A 20,195-nucleotide genomic window follows, 5' to 3' on the forward strand; every position below is an offset into this window, starting at 1 on the left:
CAATAAAAGAGGAGGAAATAACATGGACTCGACAATGTGGCTGTACATAGCACTCGCCATCTTAATAGTGGGGCTAATCGTAGCGGGAATTGGAGTTGGCTTATTCCTAAAAGGAATGAAGGAACCGTTGAAAGAGATAAAAGGGTCAGTAAACAATTTAAAAGAGCGGGTAGATAAGCTCAAACTGGAAACGACGAGCCTGCAGCATACTACAAATGAACTGAAAGAAGATATGCAAGTTAAGTCTGAAAAAGTCAGCCTTTTTATCGATGCAGCAAAAGGAACAAAGAATTCAGTTGTCGACTTAAATTCGTCAGTCCGGGCAATTACAGTTGATGTAACAACGAGAGTGGATCAGAGCAAGGAAAATGCTGTACAAGTTGATCAATGGAGCAACACAGTGGTCGGCCTTGTTGGTCTGTGGGAACACCGGAAGAATGCCAAAAAAAGAACCGACACTTATTATCCAGAAGCTGCGGCAGATAATGAACAGCTAAGAATACAATAAAAAGAACTAAAAAGGCAGCCGCATTGGCTGCCTTTTTCGAATAACGACCCAAAATAAGGAGATGCTTTCTCTGTAAGTCTATAAAACGGACAGTTATTAAAGACTTGCATTAAACCATATAAAGAGACAGCCATACTTTCTGCAGCTTTCGAATGCAGTTTAGTTATCTTGATTTATGTGGTTTTACGTTATGGAAACACGCCGTTTTTATTGCTTTCCAATCCGTTTAATGAACTTTTTTCTTTAGTGGAATTATGGATATTCAATACTGTAATGAAGGATTCTGATTCACATTGAAGAATTAAACAATAAGAATATACAAAAATTGAAGGAGGAATCAAAATGACATTGGAATACAATCAACTTTTAGTCGCTGTTGACGGTTCACATGAAGCAGAATGGGCATTTAAAAAGTCTATCGGAATTGCACAACGAAACAATGCTACATTGAATCTTGTATATATAGTTGATAGCCGGACCATCACTAGTTCAGAAGTATATAATCCATCTATTGAAGAACATACATTCAAAGTGGGAAAAGATCTTCTTGAAAAATACAAGCAGGAAGCGGAAAAAGCAGGCATTCAGAATGTAAATAACATCATTATGGCTGGATCCCCTAAAAATTTAATCTCTCGGGAAGTTGCAAGAAAAGTGAAAGCGGATCTTATCATATGCGGAGCCAGTGGCCTAAATCCAATTGAACGATTTGTACTGGGGAGTGTGTCTCAGCACATTGTCCGCCATAGCCCCTGTGATGTCCTTGTCGTGCGCACAGAAGAACATGCAGAAGCGAACGCCTAATATAACTTTTATTTTTAACTTGAACCAGAATGTCAAAGCCCACTTAAACAATAGTTCATTCTCAACAAAAATCAAGTCATCAAAAAGAAGGGCCAGGGAATTTTAAATCCCTTGCCCTTCTTTTTGAATTTTGGTGATATGTAAAATAGACTCTCTTGGCAAAAAAAAGATGAGCCGCAGTTTGCTTTATAACCGAAGCTCTTCTTCTGCGTTAAGTATTCTTCATGAAATATGTGTCTGCCGTATTCCTCAAATCCCTCGGCTGTCTAAACTGATGCAGGAATTATGAAGATTCCTGATTAATAAATTGTGCAAATTCACGAGCAGCTAATCTGGTATCTTCAATGATTTCAAGCAGAACATTTTCATGTTCTCCTGCTTCCAAGTGATGATGCGGCAAATTAAGTGGCTCAATCATATTGACTGACTTTTCCTTTAAAAAATTTCTGAAATCTTCATGTTCGTTCGTTTGATAGATTGGCCCCAGTGTATCATCTTCAATTTGCAGATGGAATGCTTTTTTATTACCTAATTTTTCAATGTGTTTGGTCGCCAGCAGTATTTCGATAAAGGATTTTAACCGCGCTGGAAGGCCGAATGCAATGGTTTGGGAAATGAAAACAAACGCATCTGAATCAGTTAGTTGTTCAAGCAATCGATTGAAGTCCTCTTCTTCTACCTGCATGGGCTCTAATGTTTTTATTGTGTTAAAATTCAATGCAGGCATATCAATTTCGTATAAATTCATCTCATTGATTTCACTTTCTCTCTGGCTGGCACGCAACTCATCCAAAAAAGCTCTCGATATCGATGAACTAAGAGAATCGGCTCTGGTATCCGGATTGGCAATAATGCATAAAATCTTTTTTGTCATCTCTGCACGCTCCTTTCTATTTTTCTGTATATGAGCATTTCTTAATCTTTATTGCCAGCTTTAGAATAACTGAAAATAACTTAATTTCCATAAAAATTACTTACAACAAAGACAGTCAGAGCTTATTATAAAATCCTCTTTAAGGTCTTAATTTCCTTTTTTCTCTATTTCAAACTTCATATGTTCTAAATTCCCAACTTCATATCGTCCTATATTATCGATCGACACTTTGAAAATATCCCCTTCTTGTCTTCCTTCATCTTCTCCGCTATCCTTTTCCACTACAATCTGTTCAAGATTTCTTTTCCTATATCCAAATTCTTCTATTAACTTCATTTATTTTTTAAGCTTTTGGCGTATAATGAGAATTATCAAACTTCTAGATAAGTCTAAGTTCCCCCGAGATTTATCGCAACCGGAAAGGAACATTCGACATGATAAATTGTCCAATCTGATCATTCTCCCTTTTATAGAAATCATTTAAGAAATAGACTCTTGGGGGAACTTATTGATGAAACCGAATCGAAATTTCAACTTGCTGCTGACCGGGCAGTCGCTTGCCAACATTGGCGACGTTTTGTACATTGTCAGCATCATCTACGTCATTTTTGAATTGACCGGCTCTGCCGCGGCGGCTGCATTTGTGCCGTTTACCATTACCAGCTCAATGTTCATCTCGAATACCTTGACGCCTTTACTGATGCAGTGTTTCAACTTGAAATGGCTGCTGGCTGGTTCACAGATGGGAAAAACGGCTCTGCTGATGGCGCTGGCATTTTTTCTGCCACAACTGTCTTTAGCCAATTTTTACGGTCTGTTTTTGGTCATCAGCCTGGTCGCGTTACTGGACGGCTGCGCCAATCCCGTGACCCGATCGCTCATTCCGAATTATGTAAAAAGTGAACAGCTGCTAAAAGCAAATGGGATGACCGAAACCATAACTCAGCTGATCCAGACTGCCATGTGGTTTATCGGCAGTTCGCTGTTGATTTGGCTTTCTGCCATTGAAATAGTGTGGTTGACAGCTGGCTTATTTTTAATCTCCAGTCTATTGTTAAGCAGTTTGGAAAGAGTCGACTTTACGCCTTCGAAGGAGCATGGAAAGTGGCAGCAGCTCAGCCAAGGCTGGCAGACCGTTTCCACTTCACCTGTGCTGAAACGCATTGCCTGGATGGATGTCCTGGAGACCATTGCCGGTACGGTGTGGATTGCGGCCATCCTCTATGTATTTGTCAGCGATGCGTTGTTGGCGGATGAAAAATGGTGGGGATTCATCAACGGCTCCTTCTTCCTGGGCTTAATTGCGGGCAGTCTGTTCTGTCTGCGGTTTTCAAACTGGATTGAACAGAAACTTAGCCAGTTTATTTTTCTGGGCGCTGTTTCCAGCAGCGTGATTACCATTGCCTTTGGGTTAAACAGCCTTCCGGCGCTGGCATTACTTTTTTCCTTTCTGGTAGGTGTTTCCAGTCAAATCAAGAATATTCCACAGCAAACCGTGGTCCAGACGAGCATTTCAAAAGCCCAATTGCCGACGGTATTTACGACACTCGGAGCAATCGGCACCGGAACCTTCGGGGTAGCTTCCCTTTTTATGGGGGTTCTGGCAGATGCATTTGGCATTCGCAGTGTCTTTATCTTGTCAGGAATCTTGTTGGCTGTAGTTAGCTTAATCGCTTATAAAGGAAGAATACTTTTATGGCGAACGGTGCAAGAATAAACTTCTATAATAGAAAGGGCAGCCGGAAGTAATCCGGCTGCCCTTTCTTTTTTCCTGTTTTGCAGAATTTCATGGAATTGCTTCTGAAAAACGCTTTCCGCTCTCTTAGCTCACATTTTCAGCAAGTATATTCAATCCTCTTTTCACACTTTTATCGTTGAATTTTCCTTTTTCGAGAAAATTCCTGTAAGCAAAATCACTACACCCAGCATACTTCCAGTAAATTCAGCGATATAAAAATCTTCATCACGTATAAAACGGATCAGGAAATTCCCTCCAAAGATAAGCATCATCAATAATCCGAAGCTTATAAACCAATATCGATTTTTCACGAAATTCCTCCTTCAAAAGAGATATTTTACAGATTTAACTTAACTGCACATTTGTTCCATTCAATTGCTCATCTATTCCAAGTAATTTTCACTCTTTAGTTATCGCTCCAGGTTTGCTCTTCTTTTCTTGAAACAGAAAAATACCAAAGAGCGAGAGCATACCGATTATTCCAAAGAAAACGGAAAATAGCTTTAAGCCAGTGGCAGGAGAATCTAGAAAGATGCCACTTATGGAAAAAGATGCGGCAGCCATGAACAAGAAAAAGATATTCCTAACCAGTGTACGGTCATTTGTTAACCAAAGTGCCAGTCGGAAAACAATAAAAAGCAGTGAAACGGCCATTAAAAGCGGAAAGAACGGTTCGAATTTTGCTGCGTATACAAAATGATCCATGACGATAATATCGCTTCCTCTGTCTACTTCACCATTGAACCAGTTAGAAAAAACAGCGGTGTGTTCCCATTCCCATGAAATATCACGCAACTGTCCTCCTTCGTACCAACTTACCAAAGTGGCGAAAACGAATACCAGTGACGCAACGATTAAAAGCACTACACTCTTGAAATTCAATAGAATCACCTTTCCTGCAGGTCTGTCAGATTTCAAACCGGCCTGTTAAAAGTATAATTTGTTGAAACAATTGGGCCTTCGTTCAGTCTTACATTTTTTTACTGAAAAGGAAAGGTAATTCGCCATTAAAAGAAATCAAATACGAATTCTGATATTGTGAAAGTCTTCAAATAATTATAAAATGGATATAATGGAAAATTTTATAAAATAACTTACGTAAACATGTATTAAAAGAAAACGAAACAAATCTTCTAAAGGGTATTGGAGGAATCAGATGAAAAGAATGCCGCTTATTTTATGTATACTCTTGTTCACACTGATTTTGATGCGTGCTTATGACGCTTATCAAAGAACTCCAAAAGTGGAACAAGAAATTATTGAAGTGCCTTATATCGAAACCAATATTGAACAACCATAGGATTCTTGAGCAAATAGCGAAGCCCAAGAAATCGTTCAACTTCTTTTATAACCATCCATAAGCTGAAGATAAAAATGGCTTGCCCGGACATCTGCAGATGAACAGAATTAGATGATTCAAAGCCTATGTGAGATATATTGCGTCACATGAAATTCTTATAACTCCCTGCTGATGGATGTACGTTCTCCTACATAAGAGAGGCTATAACAGATAGCCTCTCTCTTTGTAATCATAGATCAATGAATTATTACCGCTGATCTTCATCAGAATGAACATTAAAGCCTTCTGATAAACAACTGGGGATAATCCACTACAAAACCCTTCTCATCAAATGTGATGAATGATTCAAAATCCTGGCTTTGAAAATTAAAGACCCTGTTCTTCCCTATGCTTTTAATAAATGTATAGCTTTGATTCGTTTTCTGTACGTCCAATGCCGGAACAGAGACATAAACCATCTCAAATTCTCTTTTTTGATTTGGCTTCCAGTCTAACCGGTTAATGGGCAGAGAGTTAGTAAAAGGTGTGGCTGATAGATCCACATCAATCGCTCCTGTTAATTCATCTAATCCATTTCCATGCCGGTCGAACCACTCCCCTTTTCCAGAAGAAGTGATCTGTAAGGCCTTCCCTGTTCTATCTGTGATGTTCACGCTTTTCGTTCTCCATAAATCGTCGAATTCCATATGATAATCGATTTGCATAGGAGAATTTCTATCCAAATAAATTACTGTACTTTCTGCAAGAATGGCATTTTCTTTAGTAAAAAGCTTTAAATACTCACAGCCAAACGTTTCTTTATTCTCCCAGACCATCTCTTTTGAAAACATAATCACACCTCTTTAAGACTTCTTTATTCATATATTTCAATGCTATTTCTCATGCACCTCTACAAAAACGGTGCCAATTATTTTATTATCAATGACCGCGTCCAACTTCCATAATCCTTTTTTAGGCAATGCCATATTGGATGGGATATGATGATCGGCTCCGTTATTCGGGCTAAGGGATGATTGTCCTTCCCTTTCCGGCACCACAACGATTGGCTCTTTGCTTTTTTCATGGGTCCCGATCACTTGAAAGGCACCGGAAAGTTCTTCTTCACTTCCCCAGAAATGCCACATATACTTATTTATGCGATCTGTATAAAAGCGGTCCACCTCCTTGTTTTCGTAGATAAACCCTGCCCGTCCTTCTTCACCAATCATAGAGAAATTGTTTGATTCAAAAAGAGGGCTTTCCTTCCAGTTTTCAACCTTAATCATTTCTTCTGCCTCAATTTCGCTGTTTTTATCAGAGGAACCGGCACAGCCTGTCAGAACGATAAGACCTATTATTGAAAAGAAGAGTACTAGATACCGTTTCACTTTAAATCCCTCCTGTAACCATACTTTTTGGAGCGCTCTTTCACTTCAAATATACCAGATATATACAGTTGCGAAAACAGGAGTTCGAATATTCTTTTAATGGAAATCGTACATTTTTCATTTACATTTGCGAGGTAAAAAGTGAATATGGTCAATGAAAAAGGAGGAAAAAGTGGGAGATTTATTAGACAGGATTCTTTAGTTTTAATGCATCAAAATAAAGAAAGTCCGTAAAAGAGAGAGCCTCCCTTTACGGACGAATAAAACGCCAACTTCCATAAACTTTTTAAGCTAATAGCTTGAATATCAGTTGTTTCAGACATCTCGTTTATTAAAACTGTAAATCGAAAAAAGAACTGCCACTACTCCGTACAACAGCGCATACCAAATCATCACATTGCCTGGGACCGAGATACTGGTGAACATCCCGCCTTGAGCCATTGATAATGGGTTATCCGTTGTATCAAACAACAAAATGGTCATTTTGCGATACATGGAATCTATCGGAAAAACAAGGCTCATGATAATCCCGATGTTTACGAGGCTCGCTTTCTCAATTACTGCTCCAAATTGTTCGATAAAGCCTCCGATAAAGGCTGCTCCGTACAAGATAATGGCAACAATACCTGCATTTAAGGTCGTCATGCGTGTGCTCAACAATAACCCAAACGCGATTAAAACAAACGGCTGAATCGCAAACACACTTACGGCTTTGATCATCTGGGCCAGGCTGATGTCCAACGCCATCCAGTCTGCTCCAATCCCTTGATGCAGCAAGATGATACTGAAAAATAAGGAGACCGCATAAGCAATCATCAGAAGAGCTAATCCGATAAACTTCCCCAACACAAATTGGGACCGGGAAATCGGCCGCATCAGCCACGTATCAATTTGATGGCTTGCCACTTCTCCTGAAATTGAACTGACACTGGCCATGATTGCCAGCAACGCTGTAATAAAAGACGAAAAATAAAGGCCGACTCCTAAAAGCTGCGAAGCGATGAACTGCTGCATTAACACCACTTCGGTTCCTTGGCCAGCATTCCCGACTTCTTCTGCTCCTTCTTTTCCGGCAAAATAAATGGCTGTTCCATAAAGCGCCAGAAAAATGAGCGTCATTATGATGGTAATCAAAAAAATCCGTTTCGAAACCATTTCTTTAATAGTTAATTTACCGATTGTCCACATAAGCGCTCTCCTTTTTCTGGTTCACCCAATGCATGAAAACATCTTCTAAATGCGGGATGATCGGCTTTACTTCAAACACATCAATTTTTTGGGAAGATAAGTAATGAAGAATTTTGGGTATATCCCTTTCACTTTCAAGCTGAATCAGCCAACGCATACGCCCTTCTTCTGCTTTGACTGTATGATAACTTGTCACAAAGGAAGGAAAAGGCGCTCCGATAGACCCTGCTGTGACGACTTCTACTTGTGCTTCCGTCATCATCAATTCTCGCCACGGTCCTTGAACAATCATTTCTCCTTCGTGGATAATTGACACTTGATCACATAAGGACTCAACTTCATGCAGCAAATGGCTATTTAAGAAAACCGTCTTTCCTTGATCTCGCAAATAGCCCATGAGATTCCGGACATCTTTGCGCCCGATCGGATCGAGTGCAGAAGTGGGCTCATCCAAAAAGATCACCTTTGGATCATTTAATATGGCACATGCCAGTCCAATCCGTTGACTCATTCCTTTTGAAAATCCGCTGATCCGGCCCCTTTCTTTTCCGGTCATTCCAACTAACTCGATAACTTCTTCAATCCGTTTGTTTCGCTGCCGGACGGGTATTTTACACAATTCCGCATGGCTGTCCAGCAGCTGCTTTCCAGTCAGCCAGTCAGGATAGCGGAACAACTCAGGCAGGTAGCCCACCTGTTCCCGTGATTTTGTCGTTCCAATCGGTTCTCCGAGAATAAACCCTTCTCCGCTTGTCGGCTGCAGCAAGCCAAGAAGCGTCCGGACAAAAGTGCTTTTTCCAGAGCCATTCGGACCTAAGAAACCATAGACAATTCCCTCTCCTATGGACAAGGTCACATCTGATATGCCACCTTTTCCATCGTATGTTTTCGTTAACGAATTCGTCTGAATTACATTCATCCTCTTCCTCCCTCATGTTCAGAAAAAAGTTCAGAGCGGAACGTGGCCACTCTGAACTTTTAATGTCACATTAATTTACTTGTTCGCTTAAACCAACCAATTCATCTGTACCCAATTTGCCTTCAGCAAAAATTGTATGAATATCACCGTTGGCCTGCCAAACAATATAGGAATGCTCTTCACTTTCAACGGCAAAACCTTGAGCATCGCCTACACGGACTTCAGTCATGCTGGATCCTTCTGTTGCAGCATAAGGAATCGGCAATGTCGTTTCAATATTGTCAATACCGGCCAGCTGCGTCTTCACATTTTCAGGCAAGAACGGGAGAGAAAGCAGCGTAGCTCTCAACTGCTCAATCGACACGCCTTCAGGAACATCGATTTCCGGAGATTTCGTGCGCATATAAGAGATGTATTGGCCATCCATCACGTAATCTGCGTGAACAGCTTCATATGTTGATACGGAAAAAGGCTTTCCATCTAATTGGGCTTCAAACTGCTGGTCTGAACCTAACTGAGCCAATAACTGATTCGCTTTTTCTACATCCAAAGTAAATGTGATCGTGGATGCCGGCATCACACTCACGCCCTCGACTTCAACTTCCCGTAACGCAGGTACTGAATGGCCGGCTGCTTCAGCTGCTTGTTGGGTTTCAAAATAAGTTGTCTCTCCAGCAGCCTCTGACATTTCCAACTGCCCGATGCCTTTCAAGTCGAGAGATCCTTCCTTATTCTCACTGACCCAGTTCTCGATTTCACTTATATCATTCTGTGTCAATGTCACCACCTCAAACTGATTCACACGGAATAAGGATAGAAATTGATTGGCTTCTACCCGGACTTGAGGGTGGGCAAATGAACTGAATAATGCTGCTGCAACGACTCCTGATACGAGTAAACGTTTCGTTTTTGTCTTCAATGTACTCCATCCCTTTCTTTTTTTCATAACTTTCTCTTGTTCCGGGTTTTGATTTCCGGCGAATTGCAGATTTTCCTCGAACTTTGCCCAGGCTTGAGTTATATCGATATGAATATCTTGTGCCTCTAAAGCTTTCTCACAAAATGACTGCAGTTTCTGTAATTCATCGATTTTTTCACGGCAAGTATGGCAGCTCTCTAAATGCTTCATAATTTGTTTTTTCTGCTCGCGGCTAACTTCTCCATCTAAATAAGCCTGCAGCACGCCTAAATCATGACACGTCATTTATCTTCTCCCCTTTCTTCCATATAAGAATCTTTAAACCGTTTTTTAGCGCGAGCCAACAAAGTGCCAATGGATATTTTTTCTACGCCTTTATCTTTTGCAATTTCCTCGTAACTGTATCCTGAAAATTTCATAATCAAGATATCGCGGTCCCGCTCAGATAATTTCATTAATATTTTTTGAACTTCATTGATGTCTTCAAGTTCCATATACCGCTCTTCAACAGAGCCAGATGCACTGTTTTCATAGATTTTTTGTTTGTCGTTACGGGCATGATGGCGTTTTTCAGTTCGAATATGATTATAGGCTGTATTTACAGTAACTTTTGTCAGCCAGCCATGTATATTTTCAATTGTTTTTCGATCGGCATTATACAACTTAACAAATACTTCTTGGGCGATATCTTCTGCAATGGCTTGTTCTTTAACAATAACGAGAGCTTTCCGGACGACAAGAGAGTAATGTTGTTTGAATAAATTCTGAAATATATCTTCTTTTGACGAATTGTTTTTGTCATTGGACAAATTCGCCTTCACCTCCATCATTATTTCCTCCCTTCAAAAAGCCCTTATACTAAAGACACCGGAATTCATAATTTTATGACATTTTAAGAGACTTTTTTTTTCAATAGGATTAGAAATGAGGACTAACTGTGGCAGCTTTTTATGTAATTATTTTCATTATGAATTTAACACATTATTTATCGAATAACAATAAATATTTATTCATTTATAACTTTCTTTTAAAGAATATGCAAAAAATTACTGAAGTAAAAGCAACAATTAAATAGGCACCCATTGTTTTGGCGAGTTGGGCATATATGGCCTGAAGTTGGGCATAACCATCAGAGACTTGGGCATAAATGATTGAAAGTTGGGCACAACCCTTTTGAACTTGGGCATAACGAATAAAAGCAGCGAAGTTTTATACTTTCTTCGGGCAAAAAGGCTAGTTGCTCGTAAACACTACTAAGTTGCTCCTAAAAGAAATAAAGAAAGCTTGTCTGGCCGCTCGAACGGCCTGACAAGCTCTCTTTATTATCTCCCGACTCCACGCGGCCCAGTTCCACTTTCATCAAAGTGCCGTCTTCTTCATGTTCCGTTTCGAGTATGGCGGCGGAATCATTTAAATAGGGGGACTGCATCTCCGCGTTCGAAAGGAATAATAATCCGGCAGGTAACATAATCCGCTTATATGAAAAGATCTTGACGTTTCCAATCTTTCGGTTTGATATTTTGAAGCACCCATTCTTCACCTGCTGAAGCCGATCTTGCGGAAAGCCAAGTGGCCGGCCCGGCTGGTTCTAGTCCCCCCTATTCATCCATCTTTGCCTTTGTCTACCGTATGAAAGTGCTTTTTAAGAAGTTTGAATTTTTTCACGTCATTCTGTTTAAATAGAAAATGTTTCTGAGTTCTCAGTCTCTCCTGGCTCCTCATGCAGTTGGCGCAATTCAATCTGGCCTTCCCCATTGCCCATTGGATCGGGCATCCGCATGGCCCATTCAACGGCTTCTTCCCTTGACTTCACATCAATCAGAATGAACCCGGCTATTAATTCTTTCGTTTCCGAAAAAGGACCATTTGTAACCACAGGCTTTTCTCCTGGCTTCGAGTATGAAATGCGCATCCCATTTGAACTTGGATGAAGCCCCTTCGCCATGACCCGTACTCCTGCCTTCAATAATTCCTCATTGTACTTTGACATGGCTTCAATAAGCTCAGGGCTTTGGGAGTTTCCGACTTCCGTATTAGTCGAGGCTTTGACAATCAGCATAAACTGCATAATAATTCCTCCTTTTTAGAAGCAAATTCCCTTTTGTTTATTCAACTAACCACTTTTTGCTGAATAATAAAAAACTCATCATGCAGCAGCTCAATTTCCTTTATTCTTCAAATTTGAAGAGCGTTTTTAAATAACCTATTTCTTTAGTTTTTCACCTTATTCCTTTCGCTTGTTAACAACAAAAAGCCTTATTATTAGGGATTGGCATTCTTTCATGTTACGCTTAATATCTGAAATATATGGATTCTTTCAGACTTTTCTTAGTCGTTTTCCATGGTTGGAAAGGAGATTCCTCGTATGAAATATAACAGCATCAAGGTTTTTCTTGAGACAATGAGTGAATACAATACCGTTAACATCAATCAGGTATTCACTACGGAAGACGGCCAAAGCTTATCCGTTCGTTGTCTGCCAGGCACCACTACTTTTGAAATTTCCAATGCACAGACGCAGGTGGTTATTCAAAGCGATACACTTGAAAAAACAGCTGAGTACATCGTTGCGTTTTTAGCTTCTTATGATTTGAGCATTAACTCCTGATGTTTAAGGGGTTTTTTTTTCGATTAAAAACTGGAAAATAGGGTAAAATCTATATAGCTGAACTCTGGAATTCTTATAAACATGTATCAACTAAGTCACAGAAAGAAAGAGCGCGATATTTATGAAGCTGGAACACATTAAGAATCTCTTGCAGATTTCGTGCACTTTTAATACTTCTTCCATCAGCCATTCCTTCTCGATTGGCGTGAATGACACGCTCATAGTGAAGTGTTTAAAAGACACATTCATACTTGAAGTAACATCAAGTGAGAATCCGCAAGTTGAATATTATACGTCGATTGACCAAGCAGCCGAAGCTCTCTATGAAAAAATCCATGCCAATAAAACAAACTGACTTCCTTGGAAAAAAGGAAGTTTTTGTTTGTTCACTGCAATTGAACAAGACCCATGAGGGTTCCTCCTACAAGTTCACGCCGTTCCCATAACCAACTCCGCAATAAGTCTGGATAAAACTTTGCTGAACTCGCAAATTTTGAAGTCTTGAGCATTTTTAAACCCTGAAAACAGACAAATTATTCTGTTTACTTGCAGGATATCATTTTGATTTAGAGAAATAATACATACTAACATTAATTATGACAGGAGGAGGTACTGATGACATTTGAATATAAGAACATTCTTGCAGCTGTTGACGGATCAAATGAAGCTAAACGTGCGTTTGAGACATCAGTTGGAATCGCCAAGCGAAACAATGCCATTCTTAATCTGATTTATGTAGTTGATACCCGTTCCTACACGGCCATGACAAAGCGGGTGCCAAGTATTGATGACCGGGTCTTTGCGCATGGAAGAGAACTTCTCGATAATTACAAAAAAGAAGCCCAAGCAGCTGGCCTTCCTGAGGTAAATATAATTGTCGCTCCTGGTTCCCCGCATAAGGTCATTTCGCGTGAGTATGCAAAACGGGTAAACGCCGATCTGATTGTATGCGGAGCCCAAGGCATGAATGCGGTTGAGCATTTTTTGATGGGAAGCGTCTCTGAGCATATTGTACGTTCCAGTCCCTGTGATGTTTTAGTTGTCCGCAGAAGTGAATCCGAGAAGGCAGAAGATCAACAGAGAGCTGATCTTAAAAAATAACGTAGCGGATTCGACCATTGTTCCTGAATTCCAAAGGAGCCCAGTGAACTTGAATTCTAACTTATTGGGTTTATCGGATTATGCAGTGATATAAAAAGAATGAAGCAGGCGGATAAATGCACCGTCAGCTTCATTCTTTTTATTTGTAAGCGCGTTAACCGATAAAGCTGGATCTGATGATTTTCAATTTCCACAATCCGAATTTCATCCGATTTATGATAAGGGATTTGTTCCCCTTTTCCGCATATCCATTTTTATTCACAACGATTTGGATAGGGCAATTGATTTTGACCGATAGGCCGGGAAGAATTCCGTTTCCTCTTTTACATCGAGGCAAGCGCACAATTCTTGATAAATTTTTTCATCCCAGATTTTTCGCCCGGTATAAAATTTGAAAGCGGTCTGTCTGCCAAATTGCTTTTTAAAAATATAAAGATTATCTTCCGGACTATTTGTCCTTCCCCCGCCGCCGTGTATCAAATCTATTCCATGCTGTTTCCCCCAAAGCGCCAAGGCATAATTAAGAATCGAAGCGGGCGAAAAACAATGGAATTCCGATAAGGTCCCCGACAAATGGGTGTGTACAAAATTTTCATAGACAAAGTTCAATCCAGCACCGATTACCCGCCCTTCATACAGCACTTCAACGAGCAGTACATTCTTCCCTAAAAGCAAGATCAAGTTTTTAAAATACTCATCTCCGAAGAAATAATACATATCGGCATGATTGCGCTCCATCGTTGCATAATAGATTTTCTTGAATTCGGTCAAATCTTTTGGGTTCATTGTCACCCGGTATTCCACGCCTGCTTTTAAAGCCTGCCGGATGTTTTTGCGGGCTGACTTTGAAAACTCCATCTCAACCGGCTGTTCGTAATCCTTCAAATTGGTCCCGACCGTGCAGCGCAGTTGAGTGACATCGTAACACGTATGAAAATCCTCCGCGTTATTGAGTACAGGATGGAAACGGATAAATTCACTGACGATCCGCTGTTCAGTGCAATACTGCTGGAAAGCGGCCTCAAACGCATTAATTAAGTCAGAAATGCGCCCCTTTTCGCATTTCAGAATTTGTGGCCCCCCATAGCCATAAGGCGTTACGAGATCGTAATATACTTTCCTTTCTATCCGCACAGGAATCTCCCGTTTAATGAACGAATGCTTCACTGTTCCAAATTTATGCTGGAAATTGAAAACCTGAAAAATCCCATTTTCGATTTCTTCAAACAAACGGCCATAATTTTCCTCAAAATAGATATCTTTCATCTCATTACACCCCTTTTCTCTGCAAATGAACGGCTCGTGCGTTTTGTAACCTCGACCTTTTTGCTGTGTCAGCATTGTTTAGAAGGATGAATCGAACAAAGCTCAATCCATTTCTTCTTTGCCTATTTATATTCATCCAATTTTTCATCGTGTTCGTTTGATACGTTTCCATTAAAAGATTGAAAGGCTGATTTCAGTATTGGTAAAGGCCGGGACTTCCAGCTGCTTTTTTACTGCCACATACAGCGTCAATGAATCTGAAAGATCATACTTGAAGAATTCGCCATGTGGCACTGACCCCTTAAGCAACAGGGAAAGGAGCATCGTCAGCAGCAATCGTGCCGATTCCGTCTTTTGAAATCACTCCAGCATCTGCCACGAATCGCTGATGGCATCCCCTGATTGCGCTATTTGTATGTATTTCCATATTACAAAAGTATAGTGAAAATTGAATGAAATTTTTATGTCTTTAAAATAAATTATATTTGTTCTATAAACTTTACTTACTAACTCAAGTCACTCACACAGTGAATCTAGAAAAACTATTATGTGAGGTTTGTTCTAACCTAATGACTTTTATACTTAATTCAAGATTTCCTTCTTTTTCCCGATTAACTTAAACTTGTATTTTAAGGTAATTTGGCTATGCTAGATTTAACTAAAGCAGTATATTAAAGGCGGTGAAATTTATGTTTTCTTTAATAAAACAGCTTTTAATTGGCAAGCCACTAAAATCAGATATGTTGGGAGAGCAAAAGCTCAACAAAAAGAAGGCATTGGCGATTCTTTCATCCGATGCCCTCTCTTCCGTTGCCTATGGACCGGAACAGATGCTCATTGTGTTGATTACCGTCAGTGCCGCTGCGTTTTGGTATTCGATTCCGATTGCTTGTGCTGTATTGTTTCTCTTAACGGCCCTTATCCTCTCCTACCGCCAAATCATTTTCGCCTATCCACACGGTGGAGGCGCTTACATTGTGTCCAAGGAAAATCTCGGCATCAATCCCGGATTGCTGGCCGGGGGATCGTTATTGGTGGATTACATTTTGACGGTTGCCGTCAGCGTTTCTGCCGGCACCGATGCCATCACTTCCGCTTTTCCCGCCTTGCATGACCATAATGTGTCCATTGCGGTGACATTCATTATATTTCTAACGATACTGAATCTGCGGGGAGTAACCGAGTCTGCTTCTGTTTTGGCCTATCCCGTTTATTTGTTCGTTTTCGCTTTGTTTCTCTTGATTGGCGTCGGAATTTTCAACATCCTGACAGGCGCGGCTCCTACTGATCTGCACACGCCGGTCGGCATACCGGTTGCCGGCATCAGTTTGTTTCTGCTGTTGCGGGCCTTTGCGTCCGGGAGTTCGGCTCTTACCGGCATCGAAGCGATTTCCAATGCCATTCCGAACTTCAAGGATCCGGCCCCTTCCAATGCGGCGAAAACACTGACCGCCATGGGGATTCTATTAGGGTTACTGTTTTCGGGCATCGTCTTTCTGGCCTATTATTACGGCATTGTGCCCCAGGCAGAAGCGACGGTGGTTTCATTGATTGCAGAAGAAACGTTTGGCCGAAATTTTTTGTACTACTTTGTGCAAGGCACCACTGCTTTGATCTTAATACTAGCAGCGAATACGGGATATTCCGCTTTCCCATTGCTTGCCGTGAATTTGGCCCGGGATAAATTCATTCCGCGCATGTTCACAGTTCGGGGAGATCGGTTGGGCTATTCGAACGGCATCGTTATTTTGGGAGTGGCTTCCATTTTATTGATTGTGGCATTCAATGGGCATACCGAACAACTGATTCCGTTATACGCAGTGGGCGTTTTCATTCCCTTTACCTTGTCACAGAGCGGCATGATCGTAAAATGGCTCCGTGAAAAGCCGAAAGGCTGGCAAACGAAGCTGTTCATCAACGCGATGGGAGCCTTGATCAGCTTGACGGTGACCTTGGTGTTCTTTTTGACGAAATTCACGCAGGTCTGGCCCGTTCTGGTTTTCCTGCCAGCCATCATTTTCCTGTTCTACCGGATCAAGAAGCATTACGAGGCCGTTGCGGACCAATTACGGGTTCGCGACAAAGCGGCTGCGATCCCCATCAAAGGCCATGTCTTCATCATCCCGGTGGCCAGCATCACCCAGGTCGTCGAACAATCGATCAACTATGCCCGTTCCCTTTCAGCCGATCAGATCATCGCCGTCTATATCCCTTTTGAACGGGAGGACGAACGGAAATTAGAAGAAAAATGGCGGCAATGGCATCCGGATATCCGATTGGTCACGCTCTTCTCACCCTACCGAAGCATCACACAACCCTTAAACCGGTTTGTGGATTCGGTGGAACGCAAAGCCAAAGAAGAAAATTACCAGGTGACGGTCATCATTCCGCAATTTATCCCGAAGAAAGGGTGGCATAACTTTCTGCACAACCAATCCGGTTTGCTAATCCGCACCACTTTGCTTTTCCGGAAAGATGTGATTGTCACTACAGTTCCTTATCACTTGAAAAAATGAAGAGGCTTTCCAATGAAAAAATATATGGCTGACCGTTTTCCAACCGAATGTGCCAAGCTTGCGAAAAATGGAATCTGATTTGGCTAATCTTGAATATTTTCAGACCTATATTCCTGTAGGCTGCCGAATGTTTTGCCACAGCGACCATCAGTATTAGAAGGTTAAACAAGTTGTAAAAAAAGAGATTGATAAATTGAATCTTAATCACTTTTTAAATAGAATGGTTCAATTTTTTTGATTTTGGCTGCTTATAAGCTTATTCACCTTTAAAAGTTAGAAGAAAAAACTCATTCTTTTAATTAGCAGGATTTTAATCTTAAAATGAAGAACATATTCTTATGATAGGAGGAGGTACTGATGACATTCGTGTATAACCATATCCTTGTAGCAGTCGATGGATCAAATGAAGCTGAATGGGCATTTAAAAAATCTATTGAAATAGCCAAACGAAATCATGCCGAACTTAATCTTATTCATGTGGTGGATCTCCGTTCCTACACAGCTATAACAAGAAATGTACCGAATATTGATGATCGGGCGTTTGAGCATGGAAGAAAGCTTCTCGATCGTTATAAGGAGGAAGCTCTAGGAGCTGGCATCCCTGTGGTAAATGTGTTTGTTGCACCCGGTTCTCCTAACACAGTCATTACACGTGATTATGCTAAACGGGTAAAGGCCGACCTTATTGTCTGCGGAGCCCAAGGCTTGAATGCCTTTGAGCATTTTATAATGGGAAGTGTGTCTGAGCATATTGTAGGCAGCAGTCCTTGTGATGTTTTGGTCGTCCGAAGGGACGAACCTCTGAAAGCAAGAGAATAAAAAAGAATGGATCTTAAATAATGAAAAGGTGATGGATAAGAGATCGACAATCCAAAATTCACAGCTCATTCATAGAAAATGTTTACTATATCGGCCGGGATTGTTTTATTGTATTTGTATGTTGAAAATATTTACTTGCACTTCCATAACTGAAAACTCTACTGCTGTATTTGAATTACTTCTTAAGGATCTTGACTTGGAAAACAAAGGTTCTACATTATTTCAGAGTGTAAAACTTTTCGTAAAATTATACTTTCACAAACATAAGGGAGAGAAGAGGTGCTTTGATCAGCCTCTTCTCTCCCTTCATATTTAAGCAGCTTCTGATAAGTGGGGATACATAAACTATTCAGCTGTGCAACTCATCGTTCAAAGCTCTAAAAGCAGCAATTTTAGCCACTTATTCATCTAGCGTGGTGTAACATTTTCTACTTCAACCAAGTGGTAAAATGTGGCCCCTGCTTCCATATTGTCAATTGCCTTAGCTTCTGAATAAAGAAATGTTTTTTTCTATCTCCTAGTGCAATACCCATTCAAGAAATGCCTTAGTTTCGAGATATTCTAACAATTGGTTTGTCATAAAACATTAAAATTTTTAAGAGATCCATCATGGCGGATGATCCAGATAACGTCTGTGTACTATTGCGTGCAAAGTATATTGCAGAAAACTTTCTAGATAATGCTGTCTACCACAACACCGTGCGGAGCATGTTAGGTTAACAGGTACGTATAAAGGCAGTCAAGTATCCGTTCACGGCACAGGTTTGGGTATGCCCTCGGCATCAATTTATATTTATGAATTACTTAACGATTATAAAGTAAAGAATCTTGTTAGGGTCGGAACCTGTGGTGCCATTCAGCATCGAGTGAAAATTCGTGATGTGATCATTGCGCAAACAGCGGCAACCGATTCAGCAATAATACGCAACAATTTTCCTGTCATATATTTTCCGCAGATTGGCAATTTGATTCAATCAAGACGGCTTATGACATTGGGACAGATAAAGGCCTTAATCTTCATGTAGGAAATGTGCTTTCTTCTGACTTTTTCTACTCAGATAATCCAGATATGACCATCAAACTTGGACAACATGGCATATGGGTTGTTGAAATGGAAACTGCTGCACTTAATTACCTTACTGCTAAATACGGAGTAATGGGACTTTCCTCGTTGACCGTTAGTGACCATATACTCACGGGTGAACAAACTACTTTTAACGATATCATTGAGGTCACGCTAGAAACGGTAACAAAATAAATCTTCATCACAAAAATAAAGCAGGTGGCTGAAAAAGCCACCTACTTTATTTTTGTGTAAAAACCTTAATAGATTCTTTTCTTATAAATACATTACCAGCAGAACTGGCTTCTGATAAGCGGTCATATGGCACTTGATCATCTTAACTTTGAACAAATACCTGCAATGTTGTAGAAATTTATATTTTTCACTGAATTAAAAAGCAGGACATAATAAACTCCGTAGATTTTTAATTTCCTGGGTTGATAAGTCAATATCCCTTTCTAAAAGGCACGTATTAGTTTTGCCTTTTACCGTTTCAAGAAACAATTTGCTTTTTATAAGAGAAGTTGTTTGAAAGGCAAGCAATTCATTGATTTTAAGAACTTCATAAAAGGTCAGTTGGTGCGTCATAGAAGTTCCTCCATTCATTAGTTAACGTTGATCATTCTTTATGTTTACCCTTTTCAAATAAATATAACCTTATTCTGTAAATACACTTTATTTACTGTCTTTGTTCAATGCATATGCAGTTAGCTTCGCACCTAATTATATATAATGATACCTTTTGTCGGCTTGATTTGAATACTTGTATTCTGTATAGAGCTCATGGGTTACGGCTGTGTATCATGTAATCCAAAAAGCTGTGAATTCGGTAGCGAACAGCGTATAGACCGCCTCCTTCAAGCGGCAGCGGTATTTGTTGATCTCTTCTATTTTTCAAACCTCTTTCTTCTTTATGAATATTCTATTAAGATTAATAGGAAAAAAATACTCTTTCTTGCAAGGAGGAGATGAAGAATTTGAAATATTTGATTGATCATGTAACAAAAACCATCCACCAGCGAGACTATGCAGGAGACCGTTACGGTTTTTTGAATACACCAATAGATAAACGAGAATTTATTGGAGATGGAGCCTATATTGAACTGCTCAAAACGGAAAAAGGGTATAAAGTTTGTAACTCTTGCCAGACCTTTCAACTCTTGACCCGTTAATACATGGTTACAGTAAGTGGAAACGAAGTAGTG

The 20,195-nt window shown here is 40.3% G+C and carries 24 protein-coding genes and 1 pseudogene; 11 read left to right on the forward strand and 14 right to left on the reverse strand.

Annotated elements, in window-relative coordinates; all coding sequences use genetic code 11:
• Positions 1–22 precede the first annotated feature (22 nt).
• Both QWY16_RS10935 and QWY16_RS10940 read left to right on the forward strand, forming a co-directional pair.
• On the forward strand, positions 23–508 hold the full coding sequence (locus QWY16_RS10935; RefSeq protein ID WP_300989261.1) for a DUF948 domain-containing protein: 486 nt from the start codon (positions 23–25) through the stop codon (positions 506–508).
• Between the two features lie 342 nt (positions 509–850).
• A complete protein-coding gene (locus tag QWY16_RS10940; protein WP_300989262.1) occupies positions 851–1,312 on the forward strand; it encodes a universal stress protein in 462 nt (153 codons plus the stop codon).
• Between the two features lie 283 nt (positions 1,313–1,595).
• On the opposite strand, the gene QWY16_RS10945 is transcribed toward QWY16_RS10940, so the two are convergent.
• Positions 1,596–2,186: an NAD(P)H-dependent oxidoreductase gene (locus QWY16_RS10945; protein WP_300989263.1), complete on the reverse strand. Its 591-nt coding sequence runs from the start codon at positions 2,184–2,186 to the stop codon at positions 1,596–1,598.
• Between the two features lie 147 nt (positions 2,187–2,333).
• Positions 2,334–2,522, reverse strand: a complete 189-nt coding sequence (locus tag QWY16_RS10950) for a hypothetical protein (protein ID WP_300989264.1) — start codon at positions 2,520–2,522, stop codon at positions 2,334–2,336.
• A 175-nt stretch (positions 2,523–2,697) separates the two neighbouring features.
• Between QWY16_RS10950 and QWY16_RS10955 the strand changes: the two genes are divergently transcribed.
• A complete protein-coding gene (locus tag QWY16_RS10955; protein WP_300989265.1) occupies positions 2,698–3,903 on the forward strand; it encodes an MFS transporter in 1,206 nt (401 codons plus the stop codon).
• A 143-nt stretch (positions 3,904–4,046) separates the two neighbouring features.
• Here QWY16_RS10955 and QWY16_RS10960 read toward each other — a convergent pair whose 3' ends face one another.
• Together QWY16_RS10960 and QWY16_RS10965 are read right to left on the reverse strand one after the other, a co-directional pair.
• Positions 4,047–4,235 (reverse strand): hypothetical protein, encoded by a 189-nt coding sequence (locus QWY16_RS10960; RefSeq protein ID WP_300989266.1) that lies wholly within the window; start codon positions 4,233–4,235, stop codon positions 4,047–4,049.
• An 88-nt stretch (positions 4,236–4,323) separates the two neighbouring features.
• Entirely contained in the window at positions 4,324–4,815 is a 492-nt protein-coding gene (locus tag QWY16_RS10965; RefSeq protein ID WP_367281343.1) for a DUF4306 domain-containing protein, read from the reverse strand.
• Between the two features lie 265 nt (positions 4,816–5,080).
• Between QWY16_RS10965 and QWY16_RS10970 the strand changes: the two genes are divergently transcribed.
• The gene (locus tag QWY16_RS10970; protein WP_300989267.1) at positions 5,081–5,224 is read left to right on the forward strand and encodes a hypothetical protein; all 144 of its coding nucleotides are present in this window, start codon (positions 5,081–5,083) and stop codon (positions 5,222–5,224) included.
• A gap of 275 nt (positions 5,225–5,499) precedes the next feature.
• On the opposite strand, the gene QWY16_RS10975 is transcribed toward QWY16_RS10970, so the two are convergent.
• From QWY16_RS10975 to QWY16_RS11010, 8 genes are all read right to left on the reverse strand, one after another.
• Entirely contained in the window at positions 5,500–6,054 is a 555-nt protein-coding gene (locus QWY16_RS10975) for a putative glycolipid-binding domain-containing protein (protein WP_300989268.1), read from the reverse strand.
• A gap of 42 nt (positions 6,055–6,096) precedes the next feature.
• Positions 6,097–6,591 carry a DUF4871 domain-containing protein gene (locus QWY16_RS10980; RefSeq protein WP_300989269.1) on the reverse strand — a complete coding sequence of 165 codons (495 nt, stop codon included), beginning with the start codon at positions 6,589–6,591 and terminating at the stop codon, positions 6,097–6,099.
• A 315-nt stretch (positions 6,592–6,906) separates the two neighbouring features.
• Positions 6,907–7,779 (reverse strand): ABC transporter permease subunit, encoded by an 873-nt coding sequence (locus tag QWY16_RS10985; protein WP_300989270.1) that lies wholly within the window; start codon positions 7,777–7,779, stop codon positions 6,907–6,909.
• Complete coding sequence (locus QWY16_RS10990; RefSeq protein ID WP_300989271.1) at positions 7,763–8,698, reverse strand: ABC transporter ATP-binding protein; 936 nt, start codon at positions 8,696–8,698, stop codon at positions 7,763–7,765. Before QWY16_RS10990 ends, QWY16_RS10985 begins: the two co-directional genes overlap by 17 nt.
• Positions 8,699–8,768: 70 nt before the next feature.
• Positions 8,769–9,902 (reverse strand): anti-sigma factor family protein, encoded by a 1,134-nt coding sequence (locus QWY16_RS10995; protein ID WP_300989272.1) that lies wholly within the window; start codon positions 9,900–9,902, stop codon positions 8,769–8,771.
• Entirely contained in the window at positions 9,899–10,447 is a 549-nt protein-coding gene (locus QWY16_RS11000; RefSeq protein WP_300989273.1) for an RNA polymerase sigma factor SigX, read from the reverse strand. The genes QWY16_RS10995 and QWY16_RS11000 overlap by 4 nt, the downstream gene beginning before the upstream one ends.
• 434 nt (positions 10,448–10,881) lie before the next feature.
• Positions 10,882–11,046: a hypothetical protein gene (locus tag QWY16_RS11005; protein WP_300989274.1), complete on the reverse strand. Its 165-nt coding sequence runs from the start codon at positions 11,044–11,046 to the stop codon at positions 10,882–10,884.
• Positions 11,047–11,292: 246 nt separating this feature from the next.
• Positions 11,293–11,685, reverse strand: coding sequence for a YciI family protein (locus QWY16_RS11010; RefSeq protein ID WP_300989275.1), 393 nt, complete (start codon positions 11,683–11,685; stop codon positions 11,293–11,295).
• A gap of 297 nt (positions 11,686–11,982) precedes the next feature.
• Between QWY16_RS11010 and QWY16_RS11015 the strand changes: the two genes are divergently transcribed.
• From QWY16_RS11015 to QWY16_RS11025, 3 genes are all read left to right on the forward strand, one after another.
• Positions 11,983–12,225, forward strand: a complete 243-nt coding sequence (locus QWY16_RS11015; RefSeq protein ID WP_300989276.1) for a hypothetical protein — start codon at positions 11,983–11,985, stop codon at positions 12,223–12,225.
• A 121-nt stretch (positions 12,226–12,346) separates the two neighbouring features.
• Positions 12,347–12,580, forward strand: coding sequence for a hypothetical protein (locus tag QWY16_RS11020; RefSeq protein ID WP_300989277.1), 234 nt, complete (start codon positions 12,347–12,349; stop codon positions 12,578–12,580).
• 260 nt (positions 12,581–12,840) lie between these two features.
• The gene (locus tag QWY16_RS11025) at positions 12,841–13,326 is read left to right on the forward strand and encodes a universal stress protein (RefSeq protein WP_300989278.1); all 486 of its coding nucleotides are present in this window, start codon (positions 12,841–12,843) and stop codon (positions 13,324–13,326) included.
• 258 nt (positions 13,327–13,584) lie between these two features.
• On the opposite strand, the gene QWY16_RS11030 is transcribed toward QWY16_RS11025, so the two are convergent.
• Positions 13,585–14,592 (reverse strand): GNAT family N-acetyltransferase, encoded by a 1,008-nt coding sequence (locus tag QWY16_RS11030; RefSeq protein WP_300989279.1) that lies wholly within the window; start codon positions 14,590–14,592, stop codon positions 13,585–13,587.
• A gap of 689 nt (positions 14,593–15,281) precedes the next feature.
• Here QWY16_RS11030 and QWY16_RS11035 point away from each other — a divergent pair.
• The 3 genes and pseudogenes from QWY16_RS11035 to QWY16_RS11045 all read left to right on the forward strand — a co-directional run.
• Complete coding sequence (locus QWY16_RS11035; protein WP_300989280.1) at positions 15,282–17,108, forward strand: APC family permease; 1,827 nt, start codon at positions 15,282–15,284, stop codon at positions 17,106–17,108.
• Positions 17,109–17,465: 357 nt separating this feature from the next.
• Positions 17,466–17,927 (forward strand): universal stress protein, encoded by a 462-nt coding sequence (locus QWY16_RS11040; protein ID WP_300989281.1) that lies wholly within the window; start codon positions 17,466–17,468, stop codon positions 17,925–17,927.
• 761 nt (positions 17,928–18,688) lie between these two features.
• A pseudogene (locus tag QWY16_RS11045) lies at positions 18,689–19,185 on the forward strand (purine-nucleoside phosphorylase); the annotation flags it as partial.
• 195 nt (positions 19,186–19,380) lie between these two features.
• Here the strand turns inward: QWY16_RS11045 and QWY16_RS11050 are convergent.
• Complete coding sequence (locus QWY16_RS11050) at positions 19,381–19,578, reverse strand: hypothetical protein (RefSeq protein ID WP_300989282.1); 198 nt, start codon at positions 19,576–19,578, stop codon at positions 19,381–19,383.
• A 380-nt stretch (positions 19,579–19,958) separates the two neighbouring features.
• Between QWY16_RS11050 and QWY16_RS11055 the strand changes: the two genes are divergently transcribed.
• Positions 19,959–20,162: a hypothetical protein gene (locus QWY16_RS11055; protein WP_300989283.1), complete on the forward strand. Its 204-nt coding sequence runs from the start codon at positions 19,959–19,961 to the stop codon at positions 20,160–20,162.
• Positions 20,163–20,195: the final 33 nt, after the last annotated feature.

The sequence above is a fragment of the Planococcus shenhongbingii genome, assembly GCF_030413635.1.
GTDB classification, from domain to species: domain Bacteria; phylum Bacillota; class Bacilli; order Bacillales_A; family Planococcaceae; genus Planococcus; species Planococcus shenhongbingii.